23 protein-coding genes and 1 riboswitch are annotated in these 24,614 nt (G+C 57.8%); of the genes, 11 read left to right on the top strand and 12 right to left on the bottom strand.

The features are described from left to right. Positions 1-7 precede the first annotated feature (7 nt). Both gltS and ACR0B8_RS02855 read right to left on the bottom strand, forming a co-directional pair. Positions 8-1,228 (bottom strand): sodium/glutamate symporter, encoded by a 1,221-nt coding sequence (gene gltS / locus ACR0B8_RS02860; RefSeq protein ID WP_170374811.1) that lies wholly within the window; start codon positions 1,226-1,228, stop codon positions 8-10. A gap of 1 nt (position 1,229) precedes the next feature. Beyond that, the gene (locus ACR0B8_RS02855; protein WP_226688599.1) at positions 1,230-1,751 is read right to left on the bottom strand and encodes a DUF6446 family protein; all 522 of its coding nucleotides are present in this window, start codon (positions 1,749-1,751) and stop codon (positions 1,230-1,232) included. Positions 1,752-1,842: 91 nt separating this feature from the next. Between ACR0B8_RS02855 and ACR0B8_RS02850 the strand changes: the two genes are divergently transcribed. Beyond that, positions 1,843-2,475 carry a MarC family protein gene (locus ACR0B8_RS02850; protein ID WP_170348328.1) on the top strand — a complete coding sequence of 211 codons (633 nt, stop codon included), beginning with the start codon at positions 1,843-1,845 and terminating at the stop codon, positions 2,473-2,475. Between the two features lie 8 nt (positions 2,476-2,483). Here the strand turns inward: ACR0B8_RS02850 and ACR0B8_RS02845 are convergent, their stop codons facing one another. Continuing rightward, positions 2,484-3,413, bottom strand: coding sequence for a glycine--tRNA ligase subunit alpha (locus tag ACR0B8_RS02845; protein WP_170348327.1), 930 nt, complete (start codon positions 3,411-3,413; stop codon positions 2,484-2,486). Between the two features lie 205 nt (positions 3,414-3,618). Between ACR0B8_RS02845 and ACR0B8_RS02840 the strand changes: the two genes are divergently transcribed. Continuing rightward, positions 3,619-5,358 (top strand): serine protease, encoded by a 1,740-nt coding sequence (locus tag ACR0B8_RS02840; RefSeq protein ID WP_170357860.1) that lies wholly within the window; start codon positions 3,619-3,621, stop codon positions 5,356-5,358. A gap of 49 nt (positions 5,359-5,407) precedes the next feature. On the opposite strand, the gene ACR0B8_RS02835 is transcribed toward ACR0B8_RS02840, so the two are convergent. The 5 genes from ACR0B8_RS02835 to metZ form a co-directional block, all read right to left on the bottom strand. Further along, the gene (locus ACR0B8_RS02835) at positions 5,408-6,982 is read right to left on the bottom strand and encodes a thiamine pyrophosphate-binding protein (protein WP_170393569.1); all 1,575 of its coding nucleotides are present in this window, start codon (positions 6,980-6,982) and stop codon (positions 5,408-5,410) included. Further along, positions 6,982-8,430, bottom strand: a complete 1,449-nt coding sequence (locus tag ACR0B8_RS02830) for a TrkH family potassium uptake protein (RefSeq protein ID WP_170348324.1) — start codon at positions 8,428-8,430, stop codon at positions 6,982-6,984. The genes ACR0B8_RS02835 and ACR0B8_RS02830 overlap by 1 nt, the downstream gene beginning before the upstream one ends. Positions 8,431-8,480: 50 nt before the next feature. Further along, complete coding sequence (locus ACR0B8_RS02825; protein ID WP_226688600.1) at positions 8,481-9,158, bottom strand: hypothetical protein; 678 nt, start codon at positions 9,156-9,158, stop codon at positions 8,481-8,483. Positions 9,159-9,435: 277 nt separating this feature from the next. Further along, positions 9,436-10,539: a GTP cyclohydrolase FolE2 gene (gene folE2 / locus ACR0B8_RS02820; protein ID WP_170374801.1), complete on the bottom strand. Its 1,104-nt coding sequence runs from the start codon at positions 10,537-10,539 to the stop codon at positions 9,436-9,438. A gap of 168 nt (positions 10,540-10,707) precedes the next feature. Continuing rightward, entirely contained in the window at positions 10,708-11,898 is a 1,191-nt protein-coding gene (gene metZ, locus ACR0B8_RS02815; protein ID WP_170357852.1) for an O-succinylhomoserine sulfhydrylase, read from the bottom strand. Between the two features lie 65 nt (positions 11,899-11,963). Continuing rightward, positions 11,964-12,041, bottom strand: a riboswitch (SAM riboswitch). A gap of 122 nt (positions 12,042-12,163) precedes the next feature. On the opposite strand from metZ, the gene ACR0B8_RS02810 reads away from it, so the two are divergent. After that, a complete protein-coding gene (locus ACR0B8_RS02810; protein ID WP_170357850.1) occupies positions 12,164-12,862 on the top strand; it encodes a glutathione S-transferase N-terminal domain-containing protein in 699 nt (232 codons plus the stop codon). Positions 12,863-12,922: 60 nt separating this feature from the next. Here ACR0B8_RS02810 and ACR0B8_RS02805 read toward each other — a convergent pair whose 3' ends face one another. Continuing rightward, complete coding sequence (locus ACR0B8_RS02805) at positions 12,923-14,857, bottom strand: DUF3604 domain-containing protein (RefSeq protein ID WP_480657788.1); 1,935 nt, start codon at positions 14,855-14,857, stop codon at positions 12,923-12,925. 386 nt (positions 14,858-15,243) lie between these two features. Between ACR0B8_RS02805 and ACR0B8_RS02800 the strand changes: the two genes are divergently transcribed. Then, positions 15,244-15,978: an extensin-like domain-containing protein gene (locus tag ACR0B8_RS02800; protein ID WP_226688602.1), complete on the top strand. Its 735-nt coding sequence runs from the start codon at positions 15,244-15,246 to the stop codon at positions 15,976-15,978. 4 nt (positions 15,979-15,982) lie between these two features. Here the strand turns inward: ACR0B8_RS02800 and ACR0B8_RS02795 are convergent, their stop codons facing one another. Further along, a complete protein-coding gene (locus ACR0B8_RS02795; RefSeq protein WP_170348308.1) occupies positions 15,983-16,354 on the bottom strand; it encodes an OB-fold nucleic acid binding domain-containing protein in 372 nt (123 codons plus the stop codon). Positions 16,355-16,481: 127 nt separating this feature from the next. On the opposite strand from ACR0B8_RS02795, the gene ACR0B8_RS02790 reads away from it, so the two are divergent. Both ACR0B8_RS02790 and ACR0B8_RS02785 read left to right on the top strand, forming a co-directional pair. After that, entirely contained in the window at positions 16,482-16,805 is a 324-nt protein-coding gene (locus ACR0B8_RS02790) for a 2Fe-2S iron-sulfur cluster-binding protein (protein ID WP_226688603.1), read from the top strand. Continuing rightward, the gene (locus ACR0B8_RS02785; protein ID WP_226688604.1) at positions 16,805-17,593 is read left to right on the top strand and encodes an FG-GAP repeat domain-containing protein; all 789 of its coding nucleotides are present in this window, start codon (positions 16,805-16,807) and stop codon (positions 17,591-17,593) included. Before ACR0B8_RS02790 ends, ACR0B8_RS02785 begins: the two co-directional genes overlap by 1 nt. 92 nt (positions 17,594-17,685) lie before the next feature. On the opposite strand, the gene purD is transcribed toward ACR0B8_RS02785, so the two are convergent. Beyond that, the gene (gene purD, locus ACR0B8_RS02780) at positions 17,686-18,948 is read right to left on the bottom strand and encodes a phosphoribosylamine--glycine ligase (RefSeq protein WP_226688605.1); all 1,263 of its coding nucleotides are present in this window, start codon (positions 18,946-18,948) and stop codon (positions 17,686-17,688) included. Between the two features lie 75 nt (positions 18,949-19,023). Here purD and xseA point away from each other — a divergent pair, with 75 nt between their 5' ends. Continuing rightward, positions 19,024-20,517, top strand: coding sequence for an exodeoxyribonuclease VII large subunit (gene xseA / locus ACR0B8_RS02775; protein WP_480657791.1), 1,494 nt, complete (start codon positions 19,024-19,026; stop codon positions 20,515-20,517). Positions 20,518-20,524: 7 nt separating this feature from the next. Here xseA and ACR0B8_RS02770 read toward each other — a convergent pair whose 3' ends face one another. Further along, on the bottom strand, positions 20,525-20,920 hold the full coding sequence (locus ACR0B8_RS02770; protein ID WP_170348303.1) for a hypothetical protein: 396 nt from the start codon (positions 20,918-20,920) through the stop codon (positions 20,525-20,527). Positions 20,921-21,044: 124 nt separating this feature from the next. Between ACR0B8_RS02770 and ACR0B8_RS02765 the strand changes: the two genes are divergently transcribed. The 4 genes from ACR0B8_RS02765 to ACR0B8_RS02750 all read left to right on the top strand — a co-directional run bounded on the left by ACR0B8_RS02765 (position 21,045) and on the right by ACR0B8_RS02750 (position 24,515). Then, positions 21,045-21,683: a lysoplasmalogenase gene (locus ACR0B8_RS02765; RefSeq protein WP_480657793.1), complete on the top strand. Its 639-nt coding sequence runs from the start codon at positions 21,045-21,047 to the stop codon at positions 21,681-21,683. A gap of 58 nt (positions 21,684-21,741) precedes the next feature. Continuing rightward, positions 21,742-22,905 (top strand): signal recognition particle-docking protein FtsY, encoded by a 1,164-nt coding sequence (gene ftsY, locus ACR0B8_RS02760; protein WP_170348301.1) that lies wholly within the window; start codon positions 21,742-21,744, stop codon positions 22,903-22,905. A gap of 85 nt (positions 22,906-22,990) precedes the next feature. After that, on the top strand, positions 22,991-23,893 hold the full coding sequence (locus ACR0B8_RS02755) for an EamA family transporter (RefSeq protein ID WP_170357835.1): 903 nt from the start codon (positions 22,991-22,993) through the stop codon (positions 23,891-23,893). A gap of 16 nt (positions 23,894-23,909) precedes the next feature. Then, positions 23,910-24,515, top strand: a complete 606-nt coding sequence (locus ACR0B8_RS02750; RefSeq protein WP_170357834.1) for an inner membrane-spanning protein YciB — start codon at positions 23,910-23,912, stop codon at positions 24,513-24,515. The last annotated feature ends 99 nt before the right edge of the window (positions 24,516-24,614 follow it).

The following is a 24,614-nucleotide window of genomic DNA, read 5'->3' as shown; positions in this document are numbered from 1 at the left end:
TCGGTCCTTAGAAATTAACGATCGTCTGAATGACGATGGCATTGGCGATATCCACAAAGAAGGCGGATACAAGGGGCAGCACGATAAAGGCAATAGGCGACGGGCCATATCGTTTGGTAACTGCGGTCATATTGGCGATAGCGGTCGGGGTCGCGCCCAGTGCAAAACCGCCAAACCCCGCAGACAGTACGGCGGCGCGATAGTTGCCGCCCATCACCGGGAACAACACCCAGATCACGAACGCCACGGCAAACAGGGTCTGCGCACCCATGATAACGACAATGGCCAACCCCAGTTCGGCAATGGTCCAAAGCTGAAGGCTCATCAGCGACATGGCCAGAAACGCGCCCAGCGAAAACTCGGATATCAGCGCCAGCGAGGGAGTCCGGGACACCGGCGGCGCGTTGGGGGCCAGAGCTGCGCGAACATTGGCAATGACGATCCCCATGATCAGGCAGGGCACGAACAAGGGCAGTTTCAACCCGGTAGCCGCGATTGCCTCGCTCAAAAAATATCCGAAGATGATCGCCAGATTCAGATAGAGCAACACGCGCATGATGGTCAGGTGGTCGATCATGGTCTCGGCCTCGGTGGCATCATCCGGCAGCCCAACTGTGTGTTCTTCGTCCGGGCGTTCCGGGGTCAACTTCTTGCCTTCGACCAATAGACGGGCAATCGGCCCGCCCACCAGCGCAGCCAACACAAGGCCAAGCGTCGCCACGGCCACGCCGAGTTCAGTCGCGCCCTCAAGCCCGGTGACTGTGCCAACCTCGGGGGCCCACGCGATGGCGGTACCATGCCCACCAATCAGAGACGCAGAGCCAAAGAGAACCCCAGCTTGGGCCGGATAGCCAAAGGCAACTGCTCCGGCGGCACCGACGGCATTCTGGGCAACGATTGTCACCAACGTCAGAATGAGCAGCAGGAACAACGGCTTGCCGCCGGAAATCAAATCGGCAAGCCGCGCATTCAACCCAATTCCGGCAAAGAACACGATCAGCAGAAAATCCCGCGAGGCAAGGTCGAACGTCAGCTCAAGCCCTGCCACGACATACAGAATCAGCAATACAAGAGACGCCAGCAACCCGCCGGTGACAGGCTCAGGGATATTGAATTGACGCAGCGGAGCGACCCGAGAGTTGATCTCGGCCCCTATCAGATAGACCGCAATGCCAAGAGTGGCGGTCAGAAAATTGGGAATGTGAAGCATTTCCTCGACTTCGGGCATCTCAGTCCCCCGGCCGTGGCGGGCATTCCTCGCCCACCACTGTTCCGTCATATGCCTTTTCACCGCAATTGTTCAGCGCGTGCCAGACATAGCCCTTGCCGTCAGTGGTCACCGCGACGATACGATCCACGCCATAGTGTATGTTCTTGGCCCCCATAAAAGCTTGCGCCTGTCCAGACTTCAGAGCCTCGGCAATGGCAACCGCGTCGTAGCAGTCAAACCAGCCCGGCGCGGTCAGCGGTTCGGGGTTTTCGACCGGCTGAAAAGCCGCAAGTTCATCACTCGTCATCTCGGTCTCAAAACACGCCCGGTATCGGATCGGAGAGCTGTCCGCATCAATCGCGTGAAACGCCGTGTACGGGATCGGCTGGGGTTCCTCTGCCCCCTCGACAAGCAATTCCACGTCCTTCCCTGGCTGGGACGCGACGTCATAGTAGAACCCGTACACCTGAAGGTAATACATGCCCACCCCGGCCAAAGCCGCAGAAACAATAAGGATGATTGCAAGCAGTTTTCCGGTCATCTTCTCAACATCCCGATCACGCGGCCTCTTTCAACTTGGCGGAAAATAGGCCAGTTTCCAAACTGATACAGGTCGGAACGAGGCTATTCGAATGGACATGACCCTTGCCGTTGGGTTCTTCGGCGCGCTGTTTGCGATCATGAACCCGATTACAAATCTGCCCGTCTTCCTGAGCGTTACCGACGGCCTGACGCCCGCTGATCAGCGCAAAGTCGCGGCGAAAACAGCCACGTATTGCCTGATCCTGGGCGGCGCCTTCGCAGCTATCGGCAACCAGACGCTTGGCCTGTTTGGGATCAGTGTCGACGATCTGCGTGTCGCGGGTGGTCTGGTCGTTCTTATGATTGGCCTGAACATGCTGAACGGCAACGAAAGCACCTCGCACCACGGAACCAAGGGGGAAAAGCAAGCCTACCCCGAACCCGCGACGGTGGCGTTTTACCCGCTGGCCTTCCCCATTCTGGTCGGGCCCGGCACGATCACAACGTTGATCCTGTACGCTCACCATATTTCCAAGCCCATGGACGCCATCATCTATGCGGGCGTGTTTCTGGTGGTTCTGTTTTTGTTGTTCATCACCTTCTGGAACGCTTCGGCCCTGGCCAAACGCCTGTCCGACAACGCGCGCGTAATCATGAGCCGTTTCATGGGCATGATCCTGTCGGCCATCGCGATCAGCATGATCGCGGATGGCCTGAAAGTGCTGTTGCCGGGATTGGCCTGAGCGCGCCATCAGGCCTCGAACCCGGCTGCCCCGGTCTGTACAAACGCATCGGCACATTGCTTGGCCAGCGCCCGCACGCGACCAATATAGGCCTGCCGTTCCGTGACCGAGATCACCCCCCGTGCGTCCAATAAGTTGAACATGTGGCTGGCCTTGATGCACTGATCATAGGCCGGGTGCGCCATGATGATACGCTTGCCGGTTTTTGGGTCGTCATGCTCCTGCGCCAGAATGGCGGCGCATTCGGCCTCGGCCTCTTCAAAATGACGCAGCAGAACTTCGGTATTGGCAACGTCAAAGTTCCAGCGGGCGTATTCCTCTTCGGTCTGTTTGAAGATGTCGCCATAGGTCAGCGGGCTGGGTGATTGCGGATCATTAAAGGGCATGTCCATCACGTGATCAATGCCCAGCACATACATTGCCAGACGCTCCAGACCATAGGTCAGTTCACCCGAAACGGGTGTGCAGTCATGGCCGCCGACTTGCTGAAAATAGGTGAACTGGCTGACTTCCATGCCGTCACACCAGACCTCCCAACCCAGACCCCAGGCGCCCAGTGTGGGGCTTTCCCAGTCATCTTCAACAAAGCGGATGTCATGCAGGTCCATATCTATTCCGATGGCCTGTAGGCTGCCCAGATACAGCTCTTGTAGATCCGGCGGGCTGGGTTTGATCAGCACCTGATACTGGTAATAGTGCTGCAACCGGTTGGGGTTTTCACCGTATCGCCCGTCGGTTGGACGGCGCGAGGGTTGCACATAGGCTGCCGCCCACGGCTTTGACCCCAAAGCGCGCAGCGTGGTGGCCGGGTGGAACGTACCTGCACCGACCTCCATGTCATAGGGCTGCAGGATCGCGCAGCCTTTCGAAGCCCAATAGGTCTGAAGTCGCAGGATAATTTCCTGAAAAGAACGTGGTGCGCTGGACGGTTCGGTCATGACATTCCCTTTGGGCACGTCTGCGCCCTGTTCCGGTCGGTTTTGTCCTTCCTATGCAAGGGGCCAAGGGGCGTCAACGGGCCAATCGGGTTGGGCTGTCACTGCACCGCCACACTGGAAATTCCCCGTATTCCAGGCATGGCTTTCTGCGGTTCAATTCGCGTAGTCTGCCGCAAAGCTAAAACACTGCGAACACGGGCAGACAATGACACGCATATTCACTGCAATTCTGTTTCTATTTTCAATCGGCGCAAGTGCCGTATCGGCGCAACAAGACGCCGGCGTTTGGGTCCAGGTCGAGGCGCGCCCTTCGCTGCGCGAGGCACAAGAGCGCGCGCAGGCTTATTCAAGCCTCTTGCCAGACGTAAACGGGTTTCGCCTGAACTCTGGCTGGTATGCCATTGTTATCGGGCCTTATTTGCGCAGTGACGCTGAACAGGTTCTGGACGTTTACCGGGCCGAAAGGCAGATACCGGCTGACAGTTACATAGCCTTCACCAGCTCTCTGGGTCAGCAGTTCTGGCCAGTCGGTGCGAATATCCTGAACCGGGGCGTGGTGACACCGCCCGTCGAAAACACTCCACAACCGGAAGCGACCGTTTCGGGGTTGTCGGCTGAGCCCGCAGATGAAACCCGCTCGCAAGCCCTACAGTCCGAACGCCTGCTCACTGCTCAAGAGCGTCGGGATTTGCAGACAGCCTTGCAGGCCGCAGGGTTTTACAACGCCACTATCGATGGCGCGTTTGGTCAAGGCACGCGCCGATCGATGGGTGACTGGCAACGATTCAACGGTTTTGAAGCCACCGGCGTTCTGACCACAGCGCAGCGCAAGTCGCTGATGGATGACTATAACGCGCCGCTGATCAGCGTCGGCATGGCGCGATATTCGGACCCACAGGCAGGGATTGAACTCGACCTGCCGTTGGATGTTCTTGCCTTTGACCGCTATGAGGCCCCGTTCGCGCATTTCAAAGGCACCACCGACCTGGATGCCAAAGCGCTGCTGATCAGTCAGAAAGGCGACAAGGCGACCCTACGCGCGCTCTACGAGGTCATGCAATCGCTAGAGATCGTCCCACTGGACGGCCCCCGTCAATTGCGCGGTGATCGCTTTACACTGGAAGGTAACGGGAACGGGGTTGTCTCGTACACCCAGGCCGCGCTGAAGGACGGCCAGATCAAAGGCTTCACGTTGGTCTGGCCCGAAGGGGATGAAGCCCGCCGGGCACGGGTTCTGGCCGCGCTCAAGGCCAGCTTCACCACAAACAGCGCCGTTCTAGACGCAGGGGCCGGTGCAAATGCCGAGCAACGGATCGATCTTGTTTCCGGCCTGCAAATCCGCAAGCCGCGCCTGTCCCGGTCCGGCTTTTTCACCGATGCCAACGGTACAATCCTGACGGTATCCGAGGCCACCGACAGCTGCACCCGGATCACCCTGAACGACGATCAGGAAGTTCAGGTCGCCTGGGCCGATGCTGATCTGGGTGTGGCCGTTCTGCGGCCCCGGAACAACCTTGCGCCGATCAGCGTCGCGGAATTCGGCACCGATCAACCGCGCATCCAATCCGAGGTCGCAGTGTCGGGCTTTTCGTATCAGGGCGCATTGGGGGCGCCGACGCTGACCTATGGCCAGATTACTGACGTGCGCGGCCTGAACGGAGAAGACGGAGTGAAACGTCTGGCGATGGCCGCCCAGCCGGGCGATGCTGGCGGACCTGTTTTCGATGACGCCGGTCAGGTTGTCGGCATGTTGCTACCCACCCCGTCCGATGGGCGCACCTTGCCCGCCTCGGTCAGTCTGGCAGCCACGGCTGAGCGGTTGAACGCGGCGCTTGAACAGGCAGGCGTCTCGGGCCAACCGGGTCAATCGACTGCCGAGATCTCACCCAACGAACTTAGCCGCAGAGCCAACGGAATGACTGTTCTGGTGCATTGTTGGGATTAATTTGATCCCCAAAAGTGGAACGCCGCCCCTTTGGGCGGCGTTTTTTTGTTTACACGATATCAGGCGTTACGCGGATCAGGGTTGGAACCGGTGCGTCGAAGGCCGCGCGCACTGCAGTCTGCATCTCCGCCAAACTAGTGGGCGCGGCAGACAGGGCCCCAAAAGCCTCAGCCAGTTTACAGAAATCCGGGTTGTGGGCGATCACCGCGTTCGGCGCGATCTGACCTCGGACCATACTGTCCTCGATCTCTTTCAGCTTGCCGTTGTCCCATAGGATAATGGGCAGTGAAAGGCCAAGCTCGACCGCTACACCAAGTTCCATCATCGTATAGTGAAACCCGTAATCCCCAGCGATTACGGCTGTTGGTTTGCCCCGACGCGCAACCGCACCGCCAATACCGGCGGGCAAGCCATATCCCAGTGTGCCAAAGCCGGTCGGGTGATGCCAGTGATAGGGATAGGCCATTTCCCAGACCTCTTTCCCGGCATAGGCGATTTGGGTCATGTCGGAATAGATCATCGTATCCGCCGGCATGGCATCGCGCAGAGCATCAAGCACCGGAACGATCCCCGGCCGCTCGGCATCGACCTCGGCGCGCCAGCGTCTGCGCGCCTCTGTGATTTCTTCCGGCGTCCAACCCGTTGCAGGTTTCACCTTGTCAATCGCACCCCATAAGGCATGCGCAAAACTTTCCCCATCAGCCTGCAGCTTGACGCCCGCACGATGGTGATCGGACAGAACCCTGGGATCAAGATCGACCCGCACCAGATGAGCGCTGTGCCCCAGGTTGTCGCGCCACAGATCGACCTCGCCCAGTTCGGCACCTACGGCGACTACAAGGTCAGCGGACCCAATCATCTCGGCGCTGCCGGGGCGCGTCAGCATGGCACCAAAGTCCAACGCATAACCCTGCCCGGCCATCCCACGCCCAGCAAAAGTTGTGAAGCAGGCCGCTCCCAGTTCCGTCAAAATCTGCCGCCACAGATTAGACCGCGCGCCACCGCCCAAAATGAACAACGGCCTGCGCGCGATATTCAACAAAGACATGACCGGAGCAATATCGGGTGGCAAAACCTTGGTGCGCAGCCCCGGCTGATTGGGAAATGGCGCGGGGTCGGCATCGGCCTCAAGCTGGGCAATCGGCACCTGAATATGTTTGGGGCGCGGTCGGGACAGTTCGAACTCTTCAAAAGCACGCTCGACCAGACCATAGGCGGTCTGTGCGGAAATGGCCTGCCGCGACCAGTCAGTCACGGTTTCAGCCGCCCCAAGCTGATCCTTCATCTGATGCAATTGCCCATGCACCGCTTGCGTTTCATCCAGACAAGAAGACATCACCAGCAGTGGCACCGAATCCGTATAGGCCTGCCCCATCGGTGTCATGATATTGCACAGCCCCGGCCCGGTGATTACATAGGCCACGCCCGGCTTGCCGGTCGCGCGGGCATAGCCATCGGCCATGAACCCGGCCCCCTGTTCATGCCGGGCCAACACATGTGTGATGCCAGCTTCTTCGATGCCGCGATACATTTCCTGATTGTGAACACCCGGAATGCCAAAAATCACGTCAACGCCCCGATCTTTCAACATATGCGAAATCTGGGCCCCCAAGGGTCTTTTCATTAGTTTCTCCAGAATTGGACGGTGAACAACGCATAGACGGCCAGCAGTTCCAGCCGTCCGACCAACATGCCGATGGACAACAACCATTTGGCGGTGTCATTCAGCCCGGCGAAATTTCCCGCCGGACCGATCTGGCTGCCCAGTCCCGGCCCCACATTGGCCAGTGCGGTCGCAGCCCCCGAAACCGAAGTGATGAAGTCCAACCCCGTCAGCGCCAACGCCCAGGCCAGCACACCCAGCGACAGCACGAAGAACATGAAAAAACTCATCACCGAAGTCAGGACATCCGTCCCGATCGTGCGCCCGCCATATCGCGGGGCAAAAACGCCATGCGGTGACCGGATACGACGAATTTGCGTTTTGATCGACGCAAACAGCAGCTGATACCGGAAAATCTTGATCGAACAGGCGGTCGAGCCCGCGCATCCGCCGATCAGACCGATCAAAAAGAACAGCATGACCGGGAAACTGCCCCACGTCATGTAATCAACGCTGGCATAACCCGTACCCGAAATGATCGAGGTGATGTTGAACAGCGATTCCCGGAACGCCTGTTCCCAGTGATGTGGAAAGACTACGGTTAGGAACACCGCCATGACCACGACCAGCACCAGGATTGTCGCCAGGAATGTCTGTATCTGGCTGTCCTGCCACAGTGAGTTCGTGTTGCCATTGGCGAATTGAACATAGCGCACGAAGGGCAGCGCCGCGAGGATCATAAAGACCGCAGCCGCATACTCGGTCGGCCCCGAGAAACTGCCGAAGGACGTGTCGTAGTTCGAGAACCCTCCGGTCGCGATGGTTGTCATCGCATGCACGACGGCATCGAAAAACCCCATCCCCAAACCGGCGTAGACAAGCGCGCAGACAAAGGTCAAAAAGACATAGATCAGGGAAATCTGCCCTGCGATCTCTTGCGCGCGCGGCAGGATTTTCCCCATGGTTTCAAACCCTTCCGAGCGGAAGATCTGCATCCCTCCCACGCGAAGTTCGGGCAGGAACACCATGGCGACTACAATAATCCCAATGCCGCCCAGCCATTGCAGCAATCCGCGCCACAACAGCAAACCCTGTGGCAGATTATCAAGCCCGGAAATGACAGTCGAACCAGTAGTGGTCAGCCCCGACATTGCCTCAAAATAAGCATCGACAAAGCGCAGCTCGGTCTCGCCGAATAAAAACGGGATTGCGCCGAAAAAGGGAAGCGCCACCCAAACGCCGGTGGTCAGCAAAAAGGTCTGACGGATCGTCAGACCTTCGCCCACTCCGTTCGAACAACTGATGGACAGGATAACGCCCGTCAGCATGGTGATGACGCCGCTTCCCAGAAAAACAGGCCATTCGCCCCGGCCTTCGATGAAATCCGCAAGCATGGGAAGCATCATGGTCGCCCCAAGAATGGCGACCAACAGGCCAATCACATATCCAACCGGGCGCATATCCGTCATGAGGCGCAGCGTTGGCGCGCCTGCACGACTGTGTCAAGCGGATGTCCCGTTTACTCGTCGGTTTTGCTGACGGGTGTGGGCATTGCGGGCGGTTTTGAAGGCGCGCGCGTCCGGTTCTGAGGTGCCGCAGACTTGGCTGTATTCGCCAGGGGCGCCACAGGTTTCGCCTCGGCTTTGGGGGCCACAGGCTTGGCAGCAGGTGCAGCCGTTGGTTTTGCCGTGACCGATTTCGCCGCCTGCACTTTGGGCGCGGCTGGCTTGGCTGTGGCCTTGGGTGCCGCAGGTTTCGCTACTGCCTTTGGAGCCACGCGTTTTGCGGCAGGTTTGGGTGCGGCGGGCTTTGCCTCGGGCTTGACGGCCGCAGGTTTAGGCGCTGCAACCTTGGCCACTGCTGGCTGGGAGGCCGCATTTGCCACAACCGGTTTAGATGATTCGGCTTTTGGGGTCGCTGCCGTCTTGGCCCGAACGCGCGGTTCGGACTTTGGTGCGGCGGTCGTTTTGACCTTGGCTACAGGCTTGGCAGCTGCCGCCTTGGATTTGAATTCCGGTTTCTTTTTGGCAGGTGCAGGAACCGACGAAGACGCGTGCAGAGCATGCACTGGAACGAAAGGCAGTTCCATGGCCGAATTCGCCAAAATCTGCATGATCTTCAGTTGGTTGCTGACTGCATAACCGGCCAGTCGAATGGCCGCCGCCTGAAACTCAAGCGGTTGGGTAATCGGATTCATTAGTCATTTCTCCTGTAAAAACGAAGCAACCTTCCAAGAAAAGAACCGCTCTGCCCCACCCCGGTATTAGGGGCGAGTGACCAAGGCTTGAAATCCCCGGACATCGCACGTCGCGGCTTCCTTTTCAGAGTGGCCCGAGGGCTGACACGCCCTCACACCATGGCTGCGTTCACGGATAGTTTAACGCGAAACACACTGCGCGTGCAGAAATATTGCTGCAGTGCGGCAATTTTTCGCCAATTGGATCAAAATGAGACAACAGGATGCTCTTTTTGAGCTACCCGATGTGAAACAGGGTCGAGAACAAGCGTGGATCCAAACTGGCGGAAACAAAGGTTGGCCCTTCGGTCAGCACCGACACTGCGTCGTGGCTGTGCAGGCTTTCCTGATGGCTGGCCACAACACGGAAATCACCGACATGATGATCGGCCAGAAGCTCGGCACAGAACAAGCGCGCGGCATCTTCGACAAAGATTGGGTTGGCGGCATTCAGCTCGGCAAAGGCCTGTTCGTCCTCGCGCTTGACCATCACTTGCGTTTCGGTCGGTACGGCGCGGCGGCACAGAGCAATCAGATCTTCGAACCACAGGCAATCTGCTTTGCAATCAACAACAACGGAAATCCGCGCAACAGAACGTTGGGAATGCGGTGTCGCCAGTTGCCCCCGTGTGGACCGGGCATGTTCGCTCAGCTCAAGCGAACATGGGCAGGTGGACGAATAGACATAATCCAGATGGATGATCTTCTGACGTACGCCGTTTTGTTCGACCAGTTCCAACGCGATGTCATAATACTGATACCCTTGCAAACCCGATCGCAGGCTTTCCACCCGGTCCGGGTAGGAAAACCGCATCTGGATACGCGCATCGAAACTGTCCAGATCGGTCATATAATCGTCCAGCGCAGCCTCCATGACCTCAAAACTGAACGTACGCTCGGCATGTTTGTAGAACGAGCGCATGATGCGGGACATGTTGATGCCCTTCTTTTCGGCATCAAGGCTGACCGTTCCGGTGACCGAGGTTTCAAGCGTGAGATCCTCACCATGTTTACGGTGGAACCGAATCGGCAAACGGAAATTAGAGATGCCCACATGCTGAATTTGTTGCATGGCCCCGCGGATCAGGCTGGACGGTCCGTTTTGAAGGTCCGGCAACGATGCCCGATAGGCCGCGTCAACTGTGAAGTCTTCGGCATATTCTCGCGACAGCGAAGGATAATTCACTGGAACCAGCCCGGGCACGAGGCGCGCAATTGCAGGATCAAGCTGGCTGATCTCAGCTTCACTCGCGGACTCGGCCCATTTGCGCAGCGTTCTAAGCGCGGCGGCGGCGTCTTCATTGTCAGGTGCGTCTTCAATGGTGCGGGGGTACACATTCATCGAACGGGGTTCCTCGGTTGGTCGCCGGACTATATACAGGTTCGACGCTTTTTCCAGTTTAACCGTATACGCATCAAAGTACGGCCCGGATGAAAATCCGCAAACATCGCGGGAGTTACGCCGCGTTTACGCAGTTTCACCCAAGGCATAACAGGATATAGAGCGTAGTTAGCGCTGAGAAACGTCCAAAGCGCGCTTAATATCGGCAAGCAGGTCGCCCGCATCCTCCAGACCGATGGACAGGCGGATCAGGCCGGGAGTAATGCCCAACTCGTCTTTCTGCTCATCGCTCAGCCGTTGGTGGGTCGTGGTCGCCGGATGGGTCGCAATCGACTTGGCGTCGCCCAGGTTGTTCGAAATCACCGGAATCGTCATCGCGTTGAGGAACGCAAACGCAGCCTCCTTTCCGCCCTTGATATCCAGCGACAGAACGGTGCCGCCCTTACCGCCCAACTGTGATTGAACCAGCTCATTCTGCGGATGCGTCTTTAGCCCCGGATACAATGTGCGTTCCAACGCGGCGTGACCCTCCAGTGCCTCAGCCACGATCTGGGCCGTCTCAGCCTGAGCATTGACACGCAGGGTCATCGTTTCCAGACCTTTCAGCATGATCCAGGCGTTAAACGGGCTCAGCGCCCCACCGGTGTGCTTCAGATAAGGCTCAACGGTGCCGCGGATGAAGTCCTTGGTGCCGATGATTACGCCGCCCAGCGCACGCCCCTGCCCGTCGATATGTTTGGTCGCCGAATAGATCACAACATCCGCGCCCTGCTCGATCGCACGCGAAAACACTGGGGTCGAGAACACATTGTCCACGACCACCATCGCACCAACTGCGTGGGCCAGTTCGGCTACGGCCGAGATGTCGATCACCTCAAGCGTCGGGTTCGACATGGATTCAAAGAACACAGCCTTTGTGTCGGGCCGGACCGCCCCTTTCCATTCGTCCAGATTGGTGCCGTCTACGAAAGTTACATTTACACCAAACCGGGTCAGGATATTCTCGACAATATACAAGCATGAGCCGAACAGCGCCTTAGCCGAAACGATGTGGTCGCCTGCCTTCAGCATCGAGGTCAGCGCGCCATTGACAGCCGCCATGCCCGAAGCTGTGGCGAAAGCATCCTCGCCCCCCTCAAGCGCCGCGATACGCTGCTCAAACATCGACACGGTGGGGTTGCCATAGCGGGCATAGATGAACTCATCCGGGCCACATTCCAGAAAACGGGCCTCGGCCTGTTCGGCATTCTCATAGACGAACCCCTGGGTCAGAAAGATCGCCTCGCTAACCTCATTGTATTGGCTGCGGCGGATGCCGCCATGGACGGCTTGAGTGCGTTTGTTCCAGCTTTCGCTCATGTCATTCCTCTCGACCTTTGCCCGGCAAAGGCATCAAAAAAACCCCAGACGCGGTCAAGCGAAAGGGGCCTTTCATCCTGACCTTTTAGCGGTGTTGTTTAGCGTGGCCCGCAATCCGGTAACAAATCGCCACGTAGCTCTGCGAGAGGCAATACGCTTCGGGCGGTTTGCCGTCAAGCCCGGCGTTCCCCCGGTCACGGTTGCGTAATCGGCCCTTGCCGCCCCGTCAGAAACCCGCATGATCCTTTCAACAAAAGGAGGGCACATGGCGGACCCGATTGATCTGTATTTTTGGCCTACCCCCAACGGGTGGAAGGTATCCATCGCGTTAGAAGAGATGGAGTTGCCCTATTCCACGCATCTGATCAACATCGGCAAGGGCGATCAGTTCGACCCCGAGTTCCTGAAGATTTCGCCCAACAACCGTATGCCTGCAATCTTTGACCCTGACGGGCCCGACGGTGCGCCGGTTTCCGTGTTCGAAAGCGGGGCAATCCTGATGTATCTGGCCCGCAAGACCGGGCGGTTTTATGGCAATACCGAGCGTGACCGGATCGCGGTCGAAGAATGGCTGATGTGGCAGATGGGCGGCGTTGGCCCGATGGCCGGTCAGGCGCATCACTTCCTGAAATACGCACCCTACATGGACCCACCGCAGGACCTGACCTATGCAAAAGACCGCTACCGTACCGAGGTCAGGCGTTTGTACGGTGTGCTGGATCGACGGCTGGCCGACAACGAATATGTCGCGGGAGACTTCTATTCCATTGCCGACATGTCAATCTGGGGCTGGGCAAGTCTATGGGAAGGGCAACAGCAGGAGTTAGAAGACAAGCCGCACTTTGCCCGCTGGCTGGAGACGGTTAGTGCCCGTCCCGGCGTCCAAGCCGGTCGCGCACTGCATGCCGAATTGCGTGGAGATAATCGTGACAAGCAGTCGCAAGAGACCTTGTTTAAGCGATAAATCAAATCGATCCAGTGTCAGCTGTGAGCCCATAGCGGACCGACACCGTAAATCGAACTACTATTGTGGAGAGTACCAAATAGGCGAAGTATAGGCGCGTTCCTGTGCTGTCATAGGGACGCCATCCGGCATGTCTATTCCGAATTTCACTGCATCATACGCCGTCCAGCGAGGGGTCGGAATTTCCATAACCCGGGCATAATAAAATGCGCTTTCCGAGGGATCGAAATCCGGGTCTTCCCACACGGTTCCCAGCTCAGAGGCTCCAATTGTGTTGGTCCACGAGGGGATAGAAAGGTCCACTGTGGTGCCTACCGACGGCAACTTGCCAGCGGCATCTGGTTCGCGGGAACCAGACCAGGCCACGTCGTAGGCTTTTTCCCGTTGCTCTCCATCTGCATCTAACCAGCCCTTTATGATCTGGATTCGATCCAGGTTTGCTCCCATCGGATCACGAAGCGCATATACCAGAAAGGAAGGTGCGCCTTCACCGGGGTAAAGATCACCACCCATCGGCACCCCTTTGCTGTATCCCACAAGCGCCAGGTCGCGCCGTAGGGCATCTTCTTCGGCAAAAGAAAATCCTCCGAACATACGGACGCGCATTCGAGGTCCTGTAGTTGCGTAGGTTTCACGCCGATGCATCGCATCCCAAATGGCTTCTCGGGAATTCTCCTGCGCCCACACAGCTGTCAAACCACCAGTAATGTATTGCGACGAAAGCAGCGCAACAGTCCCGTCAGCATAGGTCTTACTGACATGTTGGCTGCGCTCTTCGCTGGGCTCGTAACCGGTAAACTTCCCGAAGAAATTGTCGTTATCTGGAGCCGTTAAACCTGTGTGTGTGTCACTAGCCCCACCCAGGCCAAACTTGAAAGGGTTTACTCCCAAAGCCTTTTCCAAAGATAAGCCTCGAAGTAAACCGGATCGAGCGTATTCACCGGGCAACATTTCTGGCTCTTTCGGAACCGAAGCATCCAGATTGCCGTAATCCCATGTTTCGAAGTCAGCAAATTCATCGTCAGGTGATAGGAACGGGTGGGCCTCACCATCTCCCTTAATCTGCGTTGGTTCGTATAGTCTTTCCCATTTGTTTCGCGCTTCTGCGTATGCGGGGTCTAACGGCACACCATCCGCGAAGTCATCGACTAACGGGAACATCCAGCCGTTAGACAAGTTCCCATTATGTGGAATAGCAAGAACACGCCCGCCTGTCGTTTGTTCATAGTTCTCCAACCACTTCCAAAGATCACGAGGGTTAGGTGAGCCCACAGGTGGCGTTGTTGTATAAGGCAGTATCTGTCTTGTGAGCTCAGGGCCATCGCGAAAGATCACATTTCGGTGCAAATTGTTCCCTGCGACGAGAGATGTCCATTCATAGGCGATAAAGGTGCTGAACACGCCCGGATCATTGTACTCTTCCGCGGCATCGATAATTTCGTGCCAAACACGGGCATACGCAGGGTTGCCTGGTTGATAGTTCAGCGCAGGGGAAACCTGTCCTTGCGCAAACGCGGCTGTAAGCTCAAGCGCAGCCGCTAGAGCGGCTTCTCCGCCCTTATTGAATTCTTCATGGAAATATCTGCCTTGCTCATCTGCCAAGATGTTGGGAGCACCTCCGATGATATCGGTAATCGCACCCATAGCATCCGAATGATCTGTAATCATGAAGAAATCGAGAGGCCTCGACAACTTTACAGGTTGCCCCGTGTTCGACACAACTTCTTCGCCACGCGCAAACCGATATGCATCATGAGGCATGAGGCGCGTACCGCCCCCTCCAGCATCCCCGGAAAGACCAGTGTGAACGTGAGTGTCACCAAAATAGACTTGAGTTGGATACGCACGTTCGGCGTAAGGTGAATAAGGTCGACCGGAAGGGCCTGAAAGGCCTGACGGATTTATTGCATCCTGAGCTAAAACTGGGCTCACCAAAATGAGAGCTGCTGGCAAAACATAGCGAAACAATTTTTCCTCCATAATTGAAAGCACCATAGCACAACTCTGCTCGAGAATTTATTTCGACTGAGTTCGAAGGTTTGCTAAGTCCGCATTGCAGACCTATCCCCCCGCCCGCACCATCACATCCAGCTCCGCGAGATATCCTCAACATCTCTGCGTTCAAATTGGGCACCAAATGCGCACAGCATTTCGACATGCGCTGAGGCAACAAGGGAAAGCCAGCACAGAGCAATTTGTTCAAGCGATGAGAAATCCCTGCTATACTCTGGCTTTGAATAGGAAAAGGATTTTTCAAAGCCTAGACTGGTCCACGCCTCGACACCTGCTTTGAGGCTGGTCAGGCGACCATCGGTCGGGCCGGAAAATGAACGAGTTGTTTTATGCGAGTTTTAACCCCTCTGGTTATTTTATGCGCAGGAATGGCGAGTGCCGCGCCAGATTGCGAGGAGCCTGCGCAGGCTCAACCGCATGAACTGGTGGCCTATGACCTGTCCGCTGAATTGGACGTCCTGTTGGAGGAAGACGCCGTCGCAGCCCCCGCCAAGCGCGAACTGACTGTATCCCCCAGACCGCGGCTGCGGCCCTGCAAATTCCGTCAGATCGAGGTTGGTCGTGAACGGATGCGCGATCGCGGTGCGGTGTGTGGCGACTGGACCATTCTCGGCGAGAGCCGAAAACCCTTTAGAGGAAAGTACAGGGGATGCGGCATTGCCGATCCCGTGCGTATCCGCGTGGTGTCTGATGTCTTTCTCAGCCAATTGGCGCTGATGGATTGCGAAACCGCCATCACGCTCAAGACTTGGCTGGAGAACACGGCCAAACCGACCTTTGCGGATCAGGGTGGCGGTTTGAAAGGAATTCGTCTGGCCGGCCATTATGCGTGCAAGACACAGAACAATCAGCCGCGCGCGCGAATGTCGGAACACGCCCGCGGTCGCGCGATTGATATCTCATCTTTCGTACTCATGGATGGCACTGTGATCACGGTACGCGACGGGTGGACAGCTGAAGATACAAGCGACGCCATGCGTGAGCTTCATGCAGGTGCTTGCGGTCTGTTCGGCACAGTTCTGGGTCCGGACGCCGACCGCTATCACAAAGGGCATTTCCATTTTGACACAGCGCGCCGCCGCAGCGGATCTGTTTGTCGCTAGAGGCCTAACCCTCCCCCCGTACCAATACATCCAGCATTGATGAGATATCCTCGATCTCTTCCGCGATCACATGGGTCACCGAATGCGCCCGCTGCATCCGGCCCGTGACCCGCAACAGGCGCCCGGAAATCACCGCGCGGCGGAATTGTTCGTAGATTTTCCGCCAGACGACCACGTTCACGATACCGGTCTCATCCTCAAGCGTGACAAAGATCACCCCCTTGGCTGTCCCCGGTCTCTGCCGCAGAATCACCAGCCCGGCGACAGCCACGCGCGCGCCTTCGGGCGGGTCGTCCAGCCGGTTGGCTGGCAAACAGGTCGGCGGGCGCGGCCAGTTCCGGTTTGAAACCGCAGGATGAACAGGGGCAACAAGCATGAGAACAAAAATAGAACAAACTGCAGGAAAGTCCAGACACGGCGTGTTGAGTCGCAAATGGTACTGGAAAGACCTAAACGCCTTCACTAAGGAAGAATTCGACAACCGAAAAAGGAAGACGCACGCAATGGCAAAGATCACCTATGTCGAGCATGGCGGTACCGAACATACAGTCGAGGTCGCCAACGGGCTGACAGTCATGGAAGGGGCCCGCGACAACAACATCCCCGGCATCGAGGCCGACTGCGGCGGCGCGTGCGCCTGCTCGACCTGCCACGTCTACATCCACCCCGACTGGGTCGAGAAAGTCCCAGGCAAGGATGACATGGAAGAAGACATGCTGGATTTTGCCTATGAGCCCGACCCGGCCCGTTCGCGCCTGACCTGCCAGATCAAGGTCACGGATGAGTTGGACGGTCTGGTGGTACAGATGCCCGAAAAGCAGATCTGATGCTTTCCAAAGCGCCGCGTCTGCCCGCCCGTCTGTGGCAACATCGGGCACGCGGCGCGGTGCTGGCGTTGAGTGTGTGGCTGACGGGGATGGGACCAGCAGCTGCAGACACCATCACAAGCGCCCGCTTCACTGAGCCAACGACACGCTATGCCCACGGCGTACTGGGCGACGACATCGAATATGGCGCGCTTGAACTCAAAGTTTCGAATACGTCAACTAAAACGCTCTTCATCCAGCCGGTATACAAACGCTCGGTTCTGACCATCAAGTTGCCGCTTGATCGCGTCTTTGAAGACCTCAGTCCCCGTCTGGTCGATATCAATCTAGATGGATCAAACGAAGTGATCGTCGTGGAATCCAACGTCCATGCCGGTGCACAACTCGCAATCTATGATGCACGCGGAGAAAAGATCGCAGCCACGCCCCACATTGGGACCCGCTTTCGCTGGCTCGCTCCAATTGGCGCTGCAGATCTGGATGGTGACGGGCTAGTCGAGATTGCTTACATCGACCGCCCGCATCTAGCCAAAACCCTGCGCATTTGGCGATTTCAGAACAGCGCACTGACCGAGATCGCAACCCTACCCGGTCTGACCAATCACCAGATTGGAGAGGACATCATCACCGGTGGCATTCGCAAATGCGGAGGAAACCGTGAAATTATTGTGGTCAACGCTGACTGGAGCAGCATTGTCAGCGTCAACTACGATGATGGCTGGAAAAAACGGGAACTGCTGCCCTTTACCCCATCCGCAATGAAAGGGGCACTGGCCTGTCCAAAATAGAACCGACCGCAGCCCGCGCCAGCGGGCTGCCCGGCCCAAGGCCTTTGGCGGTGCATCTTTGATGCAGCGTCAGGACGCGGGAGCGTTTTGGATCAGAGCGCCCGCCAGCCGACGTCGCGACGGTAGAACCCATCAGGCCAGTCAATCCCGTCGACCGCAGCATAGGCCCGGTCCCGTGCCTCTTGCAATGTGCCTCCACGGGCAGTGACATTCAGTACGCGACCGCCAGAGGCCACGATCTGACCCTCCGAAGCCTTGGTTCCGGCGTGGAACACCATATTCCCACTATCCTCGGGAAGGCCCTCCAGACCATTGATCACACTGCCCTTTTCGTACGCACCCGGATATCCGTTCGCCGCCATCACCACGGTCAGGGCATGATCATCCGCCCAGTTCACCCGCGCCTCGCCCAACCGGCCCTCGGCAGCGGCATGCATCAGGTCCATCGCCTGCGCACCGAGGCGCATCATAAGAACCTGACACTCGGGATCACCAAAGCGCACATTGTATTCTACCAACCGAGGCTGACCGTCCTTGATCATCAGACCGGCATAAAGGACGCCCTGAAACGGCATACCACGACGCTTCATTTCGGCCACGGTGGGCTTGATAATCTCTTCCATCGCGCGTTCTTCGATCTCAGCACTCAAAACCGGTGCCGGTGAATAGGCGCCCATACCGCCAGTATTCAGTCCGGTATCACCCTCGCCCACGCGCTTGTGGTCTTGTGCGGTGCCGACGGACAGGATGTTGTCGCCATCGCACAGCACGAACAGTGACGCCTCTTCTCCATCCATGAACTCTTCGATGACAACCTCGGCCCCTGCCCCGCCAAAAGCACCGCCGAACATGTCGTCGATGGCGTCCAGAGCGGTTTGGTCATCCATCGCCACGATCACGCCCTTGCCTGCGGCCAATCCGTCGGCCTTGACGACAATCGGAGCCCCTTGTTCGCGAATATAGGCTTTGGCTGGTTCAGCCTCGGTAAACCGCGCATAGGCTGCGGTCGGTGCGCCCGACGCATCGCAGATTTCCTTGGTAAAACTTTTCGACGCCTCCAACTGGGCTGCCGCCGCAGAAGGCCCAAAAACCAGCACGCCTGCTTCGCGCAGGCGATCCGCCACGCCGGCAGCCAAGGGTGCCTCGGGGCCTACAATCACGAAGTCAATCGCGTTTTCCTCAGCAAAACTAACGACGTCCCCACCGTTCTCAATATTCAGCGCGGCACAATCCGCGATCTGCGCGATCCCGGCATTTCCCGGCGCCACGATCAGACGGTCACATTTAGGGTTCTGCATCACCGCCCAAGCCAGGCTGTGTTCCCGCCCACCACTGCCGAGAATGAGGATATTCATGAATGCTCTCCGATCTGCTTGGCCTCGCCTTGCGCGCGTTCTAAGCTGGCCGGGCATTTGACACAAGGCGCTGAAATGTCCGACCTGCTTGACGACCCCATTCCCGGCCAAAACACCCCTGAATACACTGTCTCGGACATCTCGGGCGAGGTGAAACGCACGCTAGAAGGCACGTTCGGCCGAATCCGTGTGCGCGGCGAGGTCGGGCGCGTGTTCAAGGCGCGCTCGGGTCATCTCTATTACGACATCAAGGATGACCGGAATGTGCTGGCCTGCACCACATGGAAAGGCCAGATCTCGGGCTTGTCCGTTGTCCCCGAAGAAGGGTTGGAGGTTGTGGTCACCGGTCGACTGACCGCATTTGGCGCGCAGTCGAAATACAACTTGAACGTCGATGAGGTCGCCGTTGCCGGACAAGGCGCGCTGATGGCGTTGCTGGAGAAGCGCAAGAAACAGCTTGAGGCCGAAGGGCTGTTTGCCCCCGAGCGTAAAAAACCGCTGCCCTATCTGCCACAGGTCATCGGTGTTGTGACCTCTCCCTCAGGGGCGGTGATCCGGGACATACTGCACCGCCTGCGGGATCGGTTCCCGCGTAAGGTTCTGATCTGGCCAGTCGCCGTGCAGGGGTCGAACTGTGCCCCCGAAGTTGCAAATGCGATCAACGGGTTCAACAAATTAACACCCGGCGGGGCTCTGCCGCGCCCCGACCTGATCATCGTCGCCCGAGGCGGCGGATCGATCGAAGACCTGTGGGGCTTTAATGAGGAAATCGTGGCGCGCGCCGCTGCTGGATCAGATATCCCGCTGATCTCGGCCGTTGGGCACGAGACGGACACGACGCTGATTGACTACGTCTCAGACCGTCGCGCGCCCACCCCGACCGCCGCCGCCGAACTAGCCGTACCTGTACGGATAGAGCTGCTGGCCTGGACCGGCGAACAAGGCGCACGTCTGTCGCGTGCCGCAACCGATGCGGTCCAACGGCGGTTACAGCGCCTGCGCGACCTATCGCGTGCGCTACCGCGACCGGACAGCTTGTTGAATACCCCGCGTCAACGGCTTGATTTGATTGCAGATCGCCTGACCCCGGCGCTTGAGCGCGGTGTGCAGAACCGCCGCCTACAAGTGGTTAAACTTTCCGCCCATTTGCGCCCTTCGACCTTGCGCAACCTTGTTTCAAGCCGACAAGAAGCCGTGCGAAATCTGTCGTCACGCCTGTCCTTGCGTCCCATTCAGCGTGAAATCGAGATACAGCGCCAGTCCATCACCCGGTTGGCCGAGCGTTTGAACGCCGCCCAAACAACGCGCCTGGACCGGATGCGACAACAGCTGGACGCCACCGACCGCCTACGCGAAACGCTCAGCTACAAGGCAACGTTGCAACGGGGTTATGCCGTGGTCCGCGCCGAGGATCAGGTTGTCACGACAAAAGCTCAGGCTGCAAAGCATGGCTCACTTGAGATAGAGTTCGCCGATGGCGTGCTGACCACCGGTCAAACTGCTGCCCCACGATCAGCTACGAAAAAAACGCCCAAAAAAGACGCGCCAGATCAGGGTTCATTGTTCTGAGCCGATCTCAGACTCCAACATCCGGCCCATAGCAGATCATCTCTTCGTCGACATCCTCGGCCTCATAAAGCTCGGTTTCTTCCGGGTCGCCTTCGAATTGCGCGATCAGACCACCCCCTGATCGGGTGAACACCCAGCATTGTGGGTCCAGACGGTCTTCGTAGATGAAACAGATCTGGGCATCCTTTTCGTACCAGACGCCATGCTTGCAATCGCCATCCAGAAACGACCAGATGACACGGCGATTGGGCAAGTACCGTTCGACGCCATATACCTGCCCCTGAAAACCGTAGAACAGGGTTTTGCCCCGCGTGTAGTCGTCAAAATCCGCACCCGACAGGGCTGATTGAGCCGTCGCTGAATACGCGGGCAGCAGAAGAAGAATCACAAGATATCTGAGCATAGCCACATTGTGTCAGAAGCAATTGTCCGGCGCCAATCACCATTTCCGCAGGATCCCTGCCTCAACGTCACGGTTGAGGTGAATCAACAACCCGTCACAAGCTGCTGAAAACGGAGAGGTATCTATGACAACTGTACTGTTCTGGCTCGCGGCAGCTTGCGCTTTGGCCTACCTAACGCTGTCGCCGCGTCCGGCCAGCACATTGCGATCCGTGTTGAAAACTGCATCCGTCGCACTGCTGGCCGTGACTGCCTTGTTGGGTGCAGGTCCGCTTCTTCTGGTGGTCGCCCTCTTATTGTGCGCCATTGGCGACGCGCTGTTGTCGCGCGAAACTGACAGCACTTTCATGGCCGGGATTGGGGCCTTTGCCGCAGGTCACCTTGCATATATCGCCCTGTTTCTTACTCATCCTTCAAGCAATCTTGCCCTGATTTTCGACCAGCCTGGATATTTCTGGTCCCTTATCATTCTAGGCATTGTCGCCGCCACCCTGTTGGCCCCACGGGCCGGGGACCTCAAAGGTCCTGTTCTGGGCTATATTCCGATCATTCTGGGGATGGGCGTCGCCGTACTGACCCTGCCCGAAACCGGCGCCCTGAGATGGGCCTTGCCTGCAGCTCTGGCCTTCATTGCCTCGGATCTTATCTTGGCAACCGAGAAGTTCCTGCTGCCCAAGGGCCACCCCGCCCTGAAGATCACGCCTTATCTGGTCTGGCCACTTTATTGGGGTGCTCAGGCGGGTCTGCTGATTGCGTTCCTCTGACCCTTTGCAACTGCCGCAAATCCGCATTAGGTGAGGGGAACACCTGCGGAGACCAAAAATGGCGTTTTTCTCAAAGCTCAAGGACAAGTTGTTCAAATCCTCGTCCCGCCTCGAACAGGGGCTTGAGGCCATTGTTGAAGATGGGGGCGAGGAAACAGTCGCACCCGACCCGATCATCCCGGACCCCGAGCCGCAGCCGGAACCCGTACCGGAAGTTCCCCAACCAGTCCCTGAGGTGCCCGAACCTACGCCAGCGCCGCAACCGGTTGAGGTACCCGAGCCCGCGCCTGTTGATCCGACACCTGCCCCCCCGCCCCCCGAGGCGACACCTTCCAAAGGCGTGTTGGGTCGATTGTTCGGTCGCAGCGAGGCCAAAACCGCCGTGCGCCGTACGCTGGACGACGACATGCTGGAACAGCTCGAAGAGCTGCTGATCGCCTCGGATATGGGCGTAGATACTGCCTTACGTGTCACCGCCAACATGGCCGAAGGGCGCTTTGGCCGCAAACTCTCGACCCAGGAAATCAAACAACTTTTGGCGCAGGAAGTGGCCCGCGTAATGGAGCCAGTCGCCAAACCCCTGCCTATCTATGCCAAACGTCCGCAAGTGGTGCTGGTCGTCGGCGTGAACGGCTCAGGTAAAACCACAACGATCGGCAAACTGGCCAGCCAGTTCAAAGCTGCCGGCAAAAAAGTCGTGATCGCTGCAGGAGATACCTTCCGCGCTGCCGCTGTCGAACAGCTGCAAGTCTGGGGCGAACGCGCGGGCGTGCCCGTCCTGACCGCCCCTGAAGGGTCCGATCCGGCCAGCCTTGCCTTCGACGCGCTGACCAAGGCGCAAGAGGACGGTGCCGACTTGCTGATGATCGACACCGCCGGTCGGCTGCAAAACCGCGCCGACTTGATGGAAGAACTGGCTAAGATCGTCCGTGTTATCCGCAAGAAAGACGAAACCGCACCGCACAACACATTGCTGGTGCTGGACGCCACCACCGGTCAAAACGCGCTGAGCCAGGTGGAAACTTTCCGCAATCTAGCCGATGTCTCGGGCCTGGTGATGACCAAACTGGACGGCACGGCCAAGGGCGGCGTTCTGGTCGCACTGGCTGACAAGTTCGGCCTGCCCATTCACGCCATCGGCGTCGGAGAGCAGATTGATGACCTCGCTGCTTTCGACCCCGAGGAATTCGCCGCCGCGCTCACTGGTCTGGATCAGTCCTGAACCGCAGCTTTATCTGGCCTCAAATACCCTCCGGGGGTCTGGGGATGGAAAATCCCCGCCCCCTCCCAGCGAAATGATCTGACACTTGAGCGACTGGCTGATCTCTCTCGAAGGCACGGAAGCAGGCCATCAACTCGCCCTGGGGCTTGCTTTGATGGCCGCCTTTCTGCACGCAGTGTTCGGCGCCCTGCAAAAAGGCCGCCACGATCCATGGCTATCACGCGGTGCGATCGACGCTAGCTATTGCCTGATGGCCGCCCCGTTCGCTTTTTTTGTAGTACCGTGGCCAGAACCCTACATGTGGCCAATCTTTGCCACCGTCTGGCTGATCCATGTCGCCTACAAAGTTCTGCAGGCGATGGCCTATACCAAGGGCTCTTACACTGTCGTCTACCCGGTTGTCCGCGGCACAGGCCCCCTGTTCACCGTCATCGGTGCCTACCTGCTGTTCGGAGAAACCTTCACCAGTACCCAGTGGTTCGGCGTGGCTGTCCTGCTGGCCGGTATCTTTGGATTGGCCGCCTATAACTTTCGGTATCTCGAAACCAACCGCGACACGCTGGGCATAGCGCTGGTATTGGCCGTTTCGACCGGCTTGTTCGTGGCGCTTTACACCACATATGACGCCTATGGCATCCGCGCCACTGCCGATCCGTTCACCTTTCTGGCCTGGTTCTTCATGATCGACGGTGCGACCATGCCGATATATGCCTTTCTGAGATGGCGCGTGATGATCAATCGCCCAACCATTGGGCCTTTGATGCTGCGCGGCCTTGCAGGCGGCATTATCGCCCCGATGTCTTTCGGAGCCATCATGCTGGCCACAAGGCTCGACAAGGTCGGCGAAGCGGCAGTCCTGCGTGAAACCTCAACCGTCTTTGCGGCCCTGATCGGATGGCTGGTGTTGAAGGAAACCGTGGGGCCAAGGCGGATTGCACTGATGGCATTGATTGCACTCGGCGCCGTAATAGTTGAAATGGGCGGGTAAGCAGCAGGAAACCACTATGTCAGGCAAAAAAGAGATCAACCCGTTTCTGAAACAAGTGCTGGAGCTTGGGCCTCCACTGGCTTTTTTCTTCATCTACCTACGCCTGCGCGACGACAGCTTCCTGATCGGCGGCATCGAGTATTCCGGTTTTATCATAGCCACCATCCTTTTCGTGCCGCTGATGCTGGCCGCGATGGGGGTTCTTTGGTTCCTGACCGGCAAGCTCAGCCGGATACAGATTTTCACCGCATTCATGGTCATCTTCTTTGGCGGCCTGACCGCCTGGTTCAATGACGAGCGGTTTTTCAAAATGAAAACCACGCTGGTCTACGGCTTCTTTTCAATCATGCTTGGCATCGGTCTGCTGCAGGGCAAATCCTACCTCGCCTATGTTCTGGACGAAATGCTGCCCATGCGCCACGAGGGGTGGATGATCCTGACCCGACGTCTGTGCGGTTGCTTCGCCGTTCTGGCCGTAGCTAACGAATTTGTCTGGCGGACGATGTCCACCGACCTTTGGGTCAAGATCGAAACATTCGGCTTTCCGATAGCGCTGATGGTGTTTCTGATGCTGCAATTCAATCTGCTGCAAAGCTATATGGATGACCCCGACCACCAGTAGATGAACCGGCTGGGAAGGCGTTCGCCTCATACGTTTGCGATGGTTTGTCGGCCGATGCCGACAAAAACCTTGGCTTAAGGCCGAACCTGTGGAAAGTTG

Source organism: Ruegeria sp. BH6, assembly GCF_056538105.1.
The sequence above is the reverse complement of the archived record's forward strand: the minus strand, read 5'-3'. Positions and strand labels throughout refer to the sequence as shown.

Excerpts from the sequence above, each read along its gene's own strand:
- gltS (WP_170374811.1), bottom strand. The coding sequence starts at position 1,228 with ATGCCCGAAGTCGAGGAAATGCTTCACATTCCCAATTTTCTGACCGCC.
- ACR0B8_RS02855 (WP_226688599.1), bottom strand. The coding sequence starts at position 1,751 with ATGACCGGAAAACTGCTTGCAATCATCCTTATTGTTTCTGCGGCTTTG.
- ACR0B8_RS02850 (WP_170348328.1), top strand. The coding sequence starts at position 1,843 with ATGGACATGACCCTTGCCGTTGGGTTCTTCGGCGCGCTGTTTGCGATC.
- ACR0B8_RS02845 (WP_170348327.1), bottom strand. The coding sequence starts at position 3,413 with ATGACCGAACCGTCCAGCGCACCACGTTCTTTTCAGGAAATTATCCTG.
- ACR0B8_RS02840 (WP_170357860.1), top strand. The coding sequence starts at position 3,619 with ATGACACGCATATTCACTGCAATTCTGTTTCTATTTTCAATCGGCGCA.
- ACR0B8_RS02835 (WP_170393569.1), bottom strand. The coding sequence starts at position 6,982 with ATGAAAAGACCCTTGGGGGCCCAGATTTCGCATATGTTGAAAGATCGG.
- ACR0B8_RS02830 (WP_170348324.1), bottom strand. The coding sequence starts at position 8,430 with ATGACGGATATGCGCCCGGTTGGATATGTGATTGGCCTGTTGGTCGCC.
- ACR0B8_RS02825 (WP_226688600.1), bottom strand. The coding sequence starts at position 9,158 with ATGAATCCGATTACCCAACCGCTTGAGTTTCAGGCGGCGGCCATTCGA.
- folE2 (WP_170374801.1), bottom strand. The coding sequence starts at position 10,539 with ATGAATGTGTACCCCCGCACCATTGAAGACGCACCTGACAATGAAGAC.
- metZ (WP_170357852.1), bottom strand. The coding sequence starts at position 11,898 with ATGAGCGAAAGCTGGAACAAACGCACTCAAGCCGTCCATGGCGGCATC.
- ACR0B8_RS02810 (WP_170357850.1), top strand. The coding sequence starts at position 12,164 with ATGGCGGACCCGATTGATCTGTATTTTTGGCCTACCCCCAACGGGTGG.
- ACR0B8_RS02805 (WP_480657788.1), bottom strand. The coding sequence starts at position 14,857 with ATGGTGCTTTCAATTATGGAGGAAAAATTGTTTCGCTATGTTTTGCCA.
- ACR0B8_RS02800 (WP_226688602.1), top strand. The coding sequence starts at position 15,244 with ATGGCGAGTGCCGCGCCAGATTGCGAGGAGCCTGCGCAGGCTCAACCG.
- ACR0B8_RS02795 (WP_170348308.1), bottom strand. The coding sequence starts at position 16,354 with ATGCTTGTTGCCCCTGTTCATCCTGCGGTTTCAAACCGGAACTGGCCG.
- ACR0B8_RS02790 (WP_226688603.1), top strand. The coding sequence starts at position 16,482 with ATGGCAAAGATCACCTATGTCGAGCATGGCGGTACCGAACATACAGTC.
- ACR0B8_RS02785 (WP_226688604.1), top strand. The coding sequence starts at position 16,805 with ATGCTTTCCAAAGCGCCGCGTCTGCCCGCCCGTCTGTGGCAACATCGG.
- purD (WP_226688605.1), bottom strand. The coding sequence starts at position 18,948 with ATGAATATCCTCATTCTCGGCAGTGGTGGGCGGGAACACAGCCTGGCT.
- xseA (WP_480657791.1), top strand. The coding sequence starts at position 19,024 with ATGTCCGACCTGCTTGACGACCCCATTCCCGGCCAAAACACCCCTGAA.
- ACR0B8_RS02770 (WP_170348303.1), bottom strand. The coding sequence starts at position 20,920 with ATGCTCAGATATCTTGTGATTCTTCTTCTGCTGCCCGCGTATTCAGCG.
- ACR0B8_RS02765 (WP_480657793.1), top strand. The coding sequence starts at position 21,045 with ATGACAACTGTACTGTTCTGGCTCGCGGCAGCTTGCGCTTTGGCCTAC.
- ftsY (WP_170348301.1), top strand. The coding sequence starts at position 21,742 with ATGGCGTTTTTCTCAAAGCTCAAGGACAAGTTGTTCAAATCCTCGTCC.
- ACR0B8_RS02750 (WP_170357834.1), top strand. The coding sequence starts at position 23,910 with ATGTCAGGCAAAAAAGAGATCAACCCGTTTCTGAAACAAGTGCTGGAG.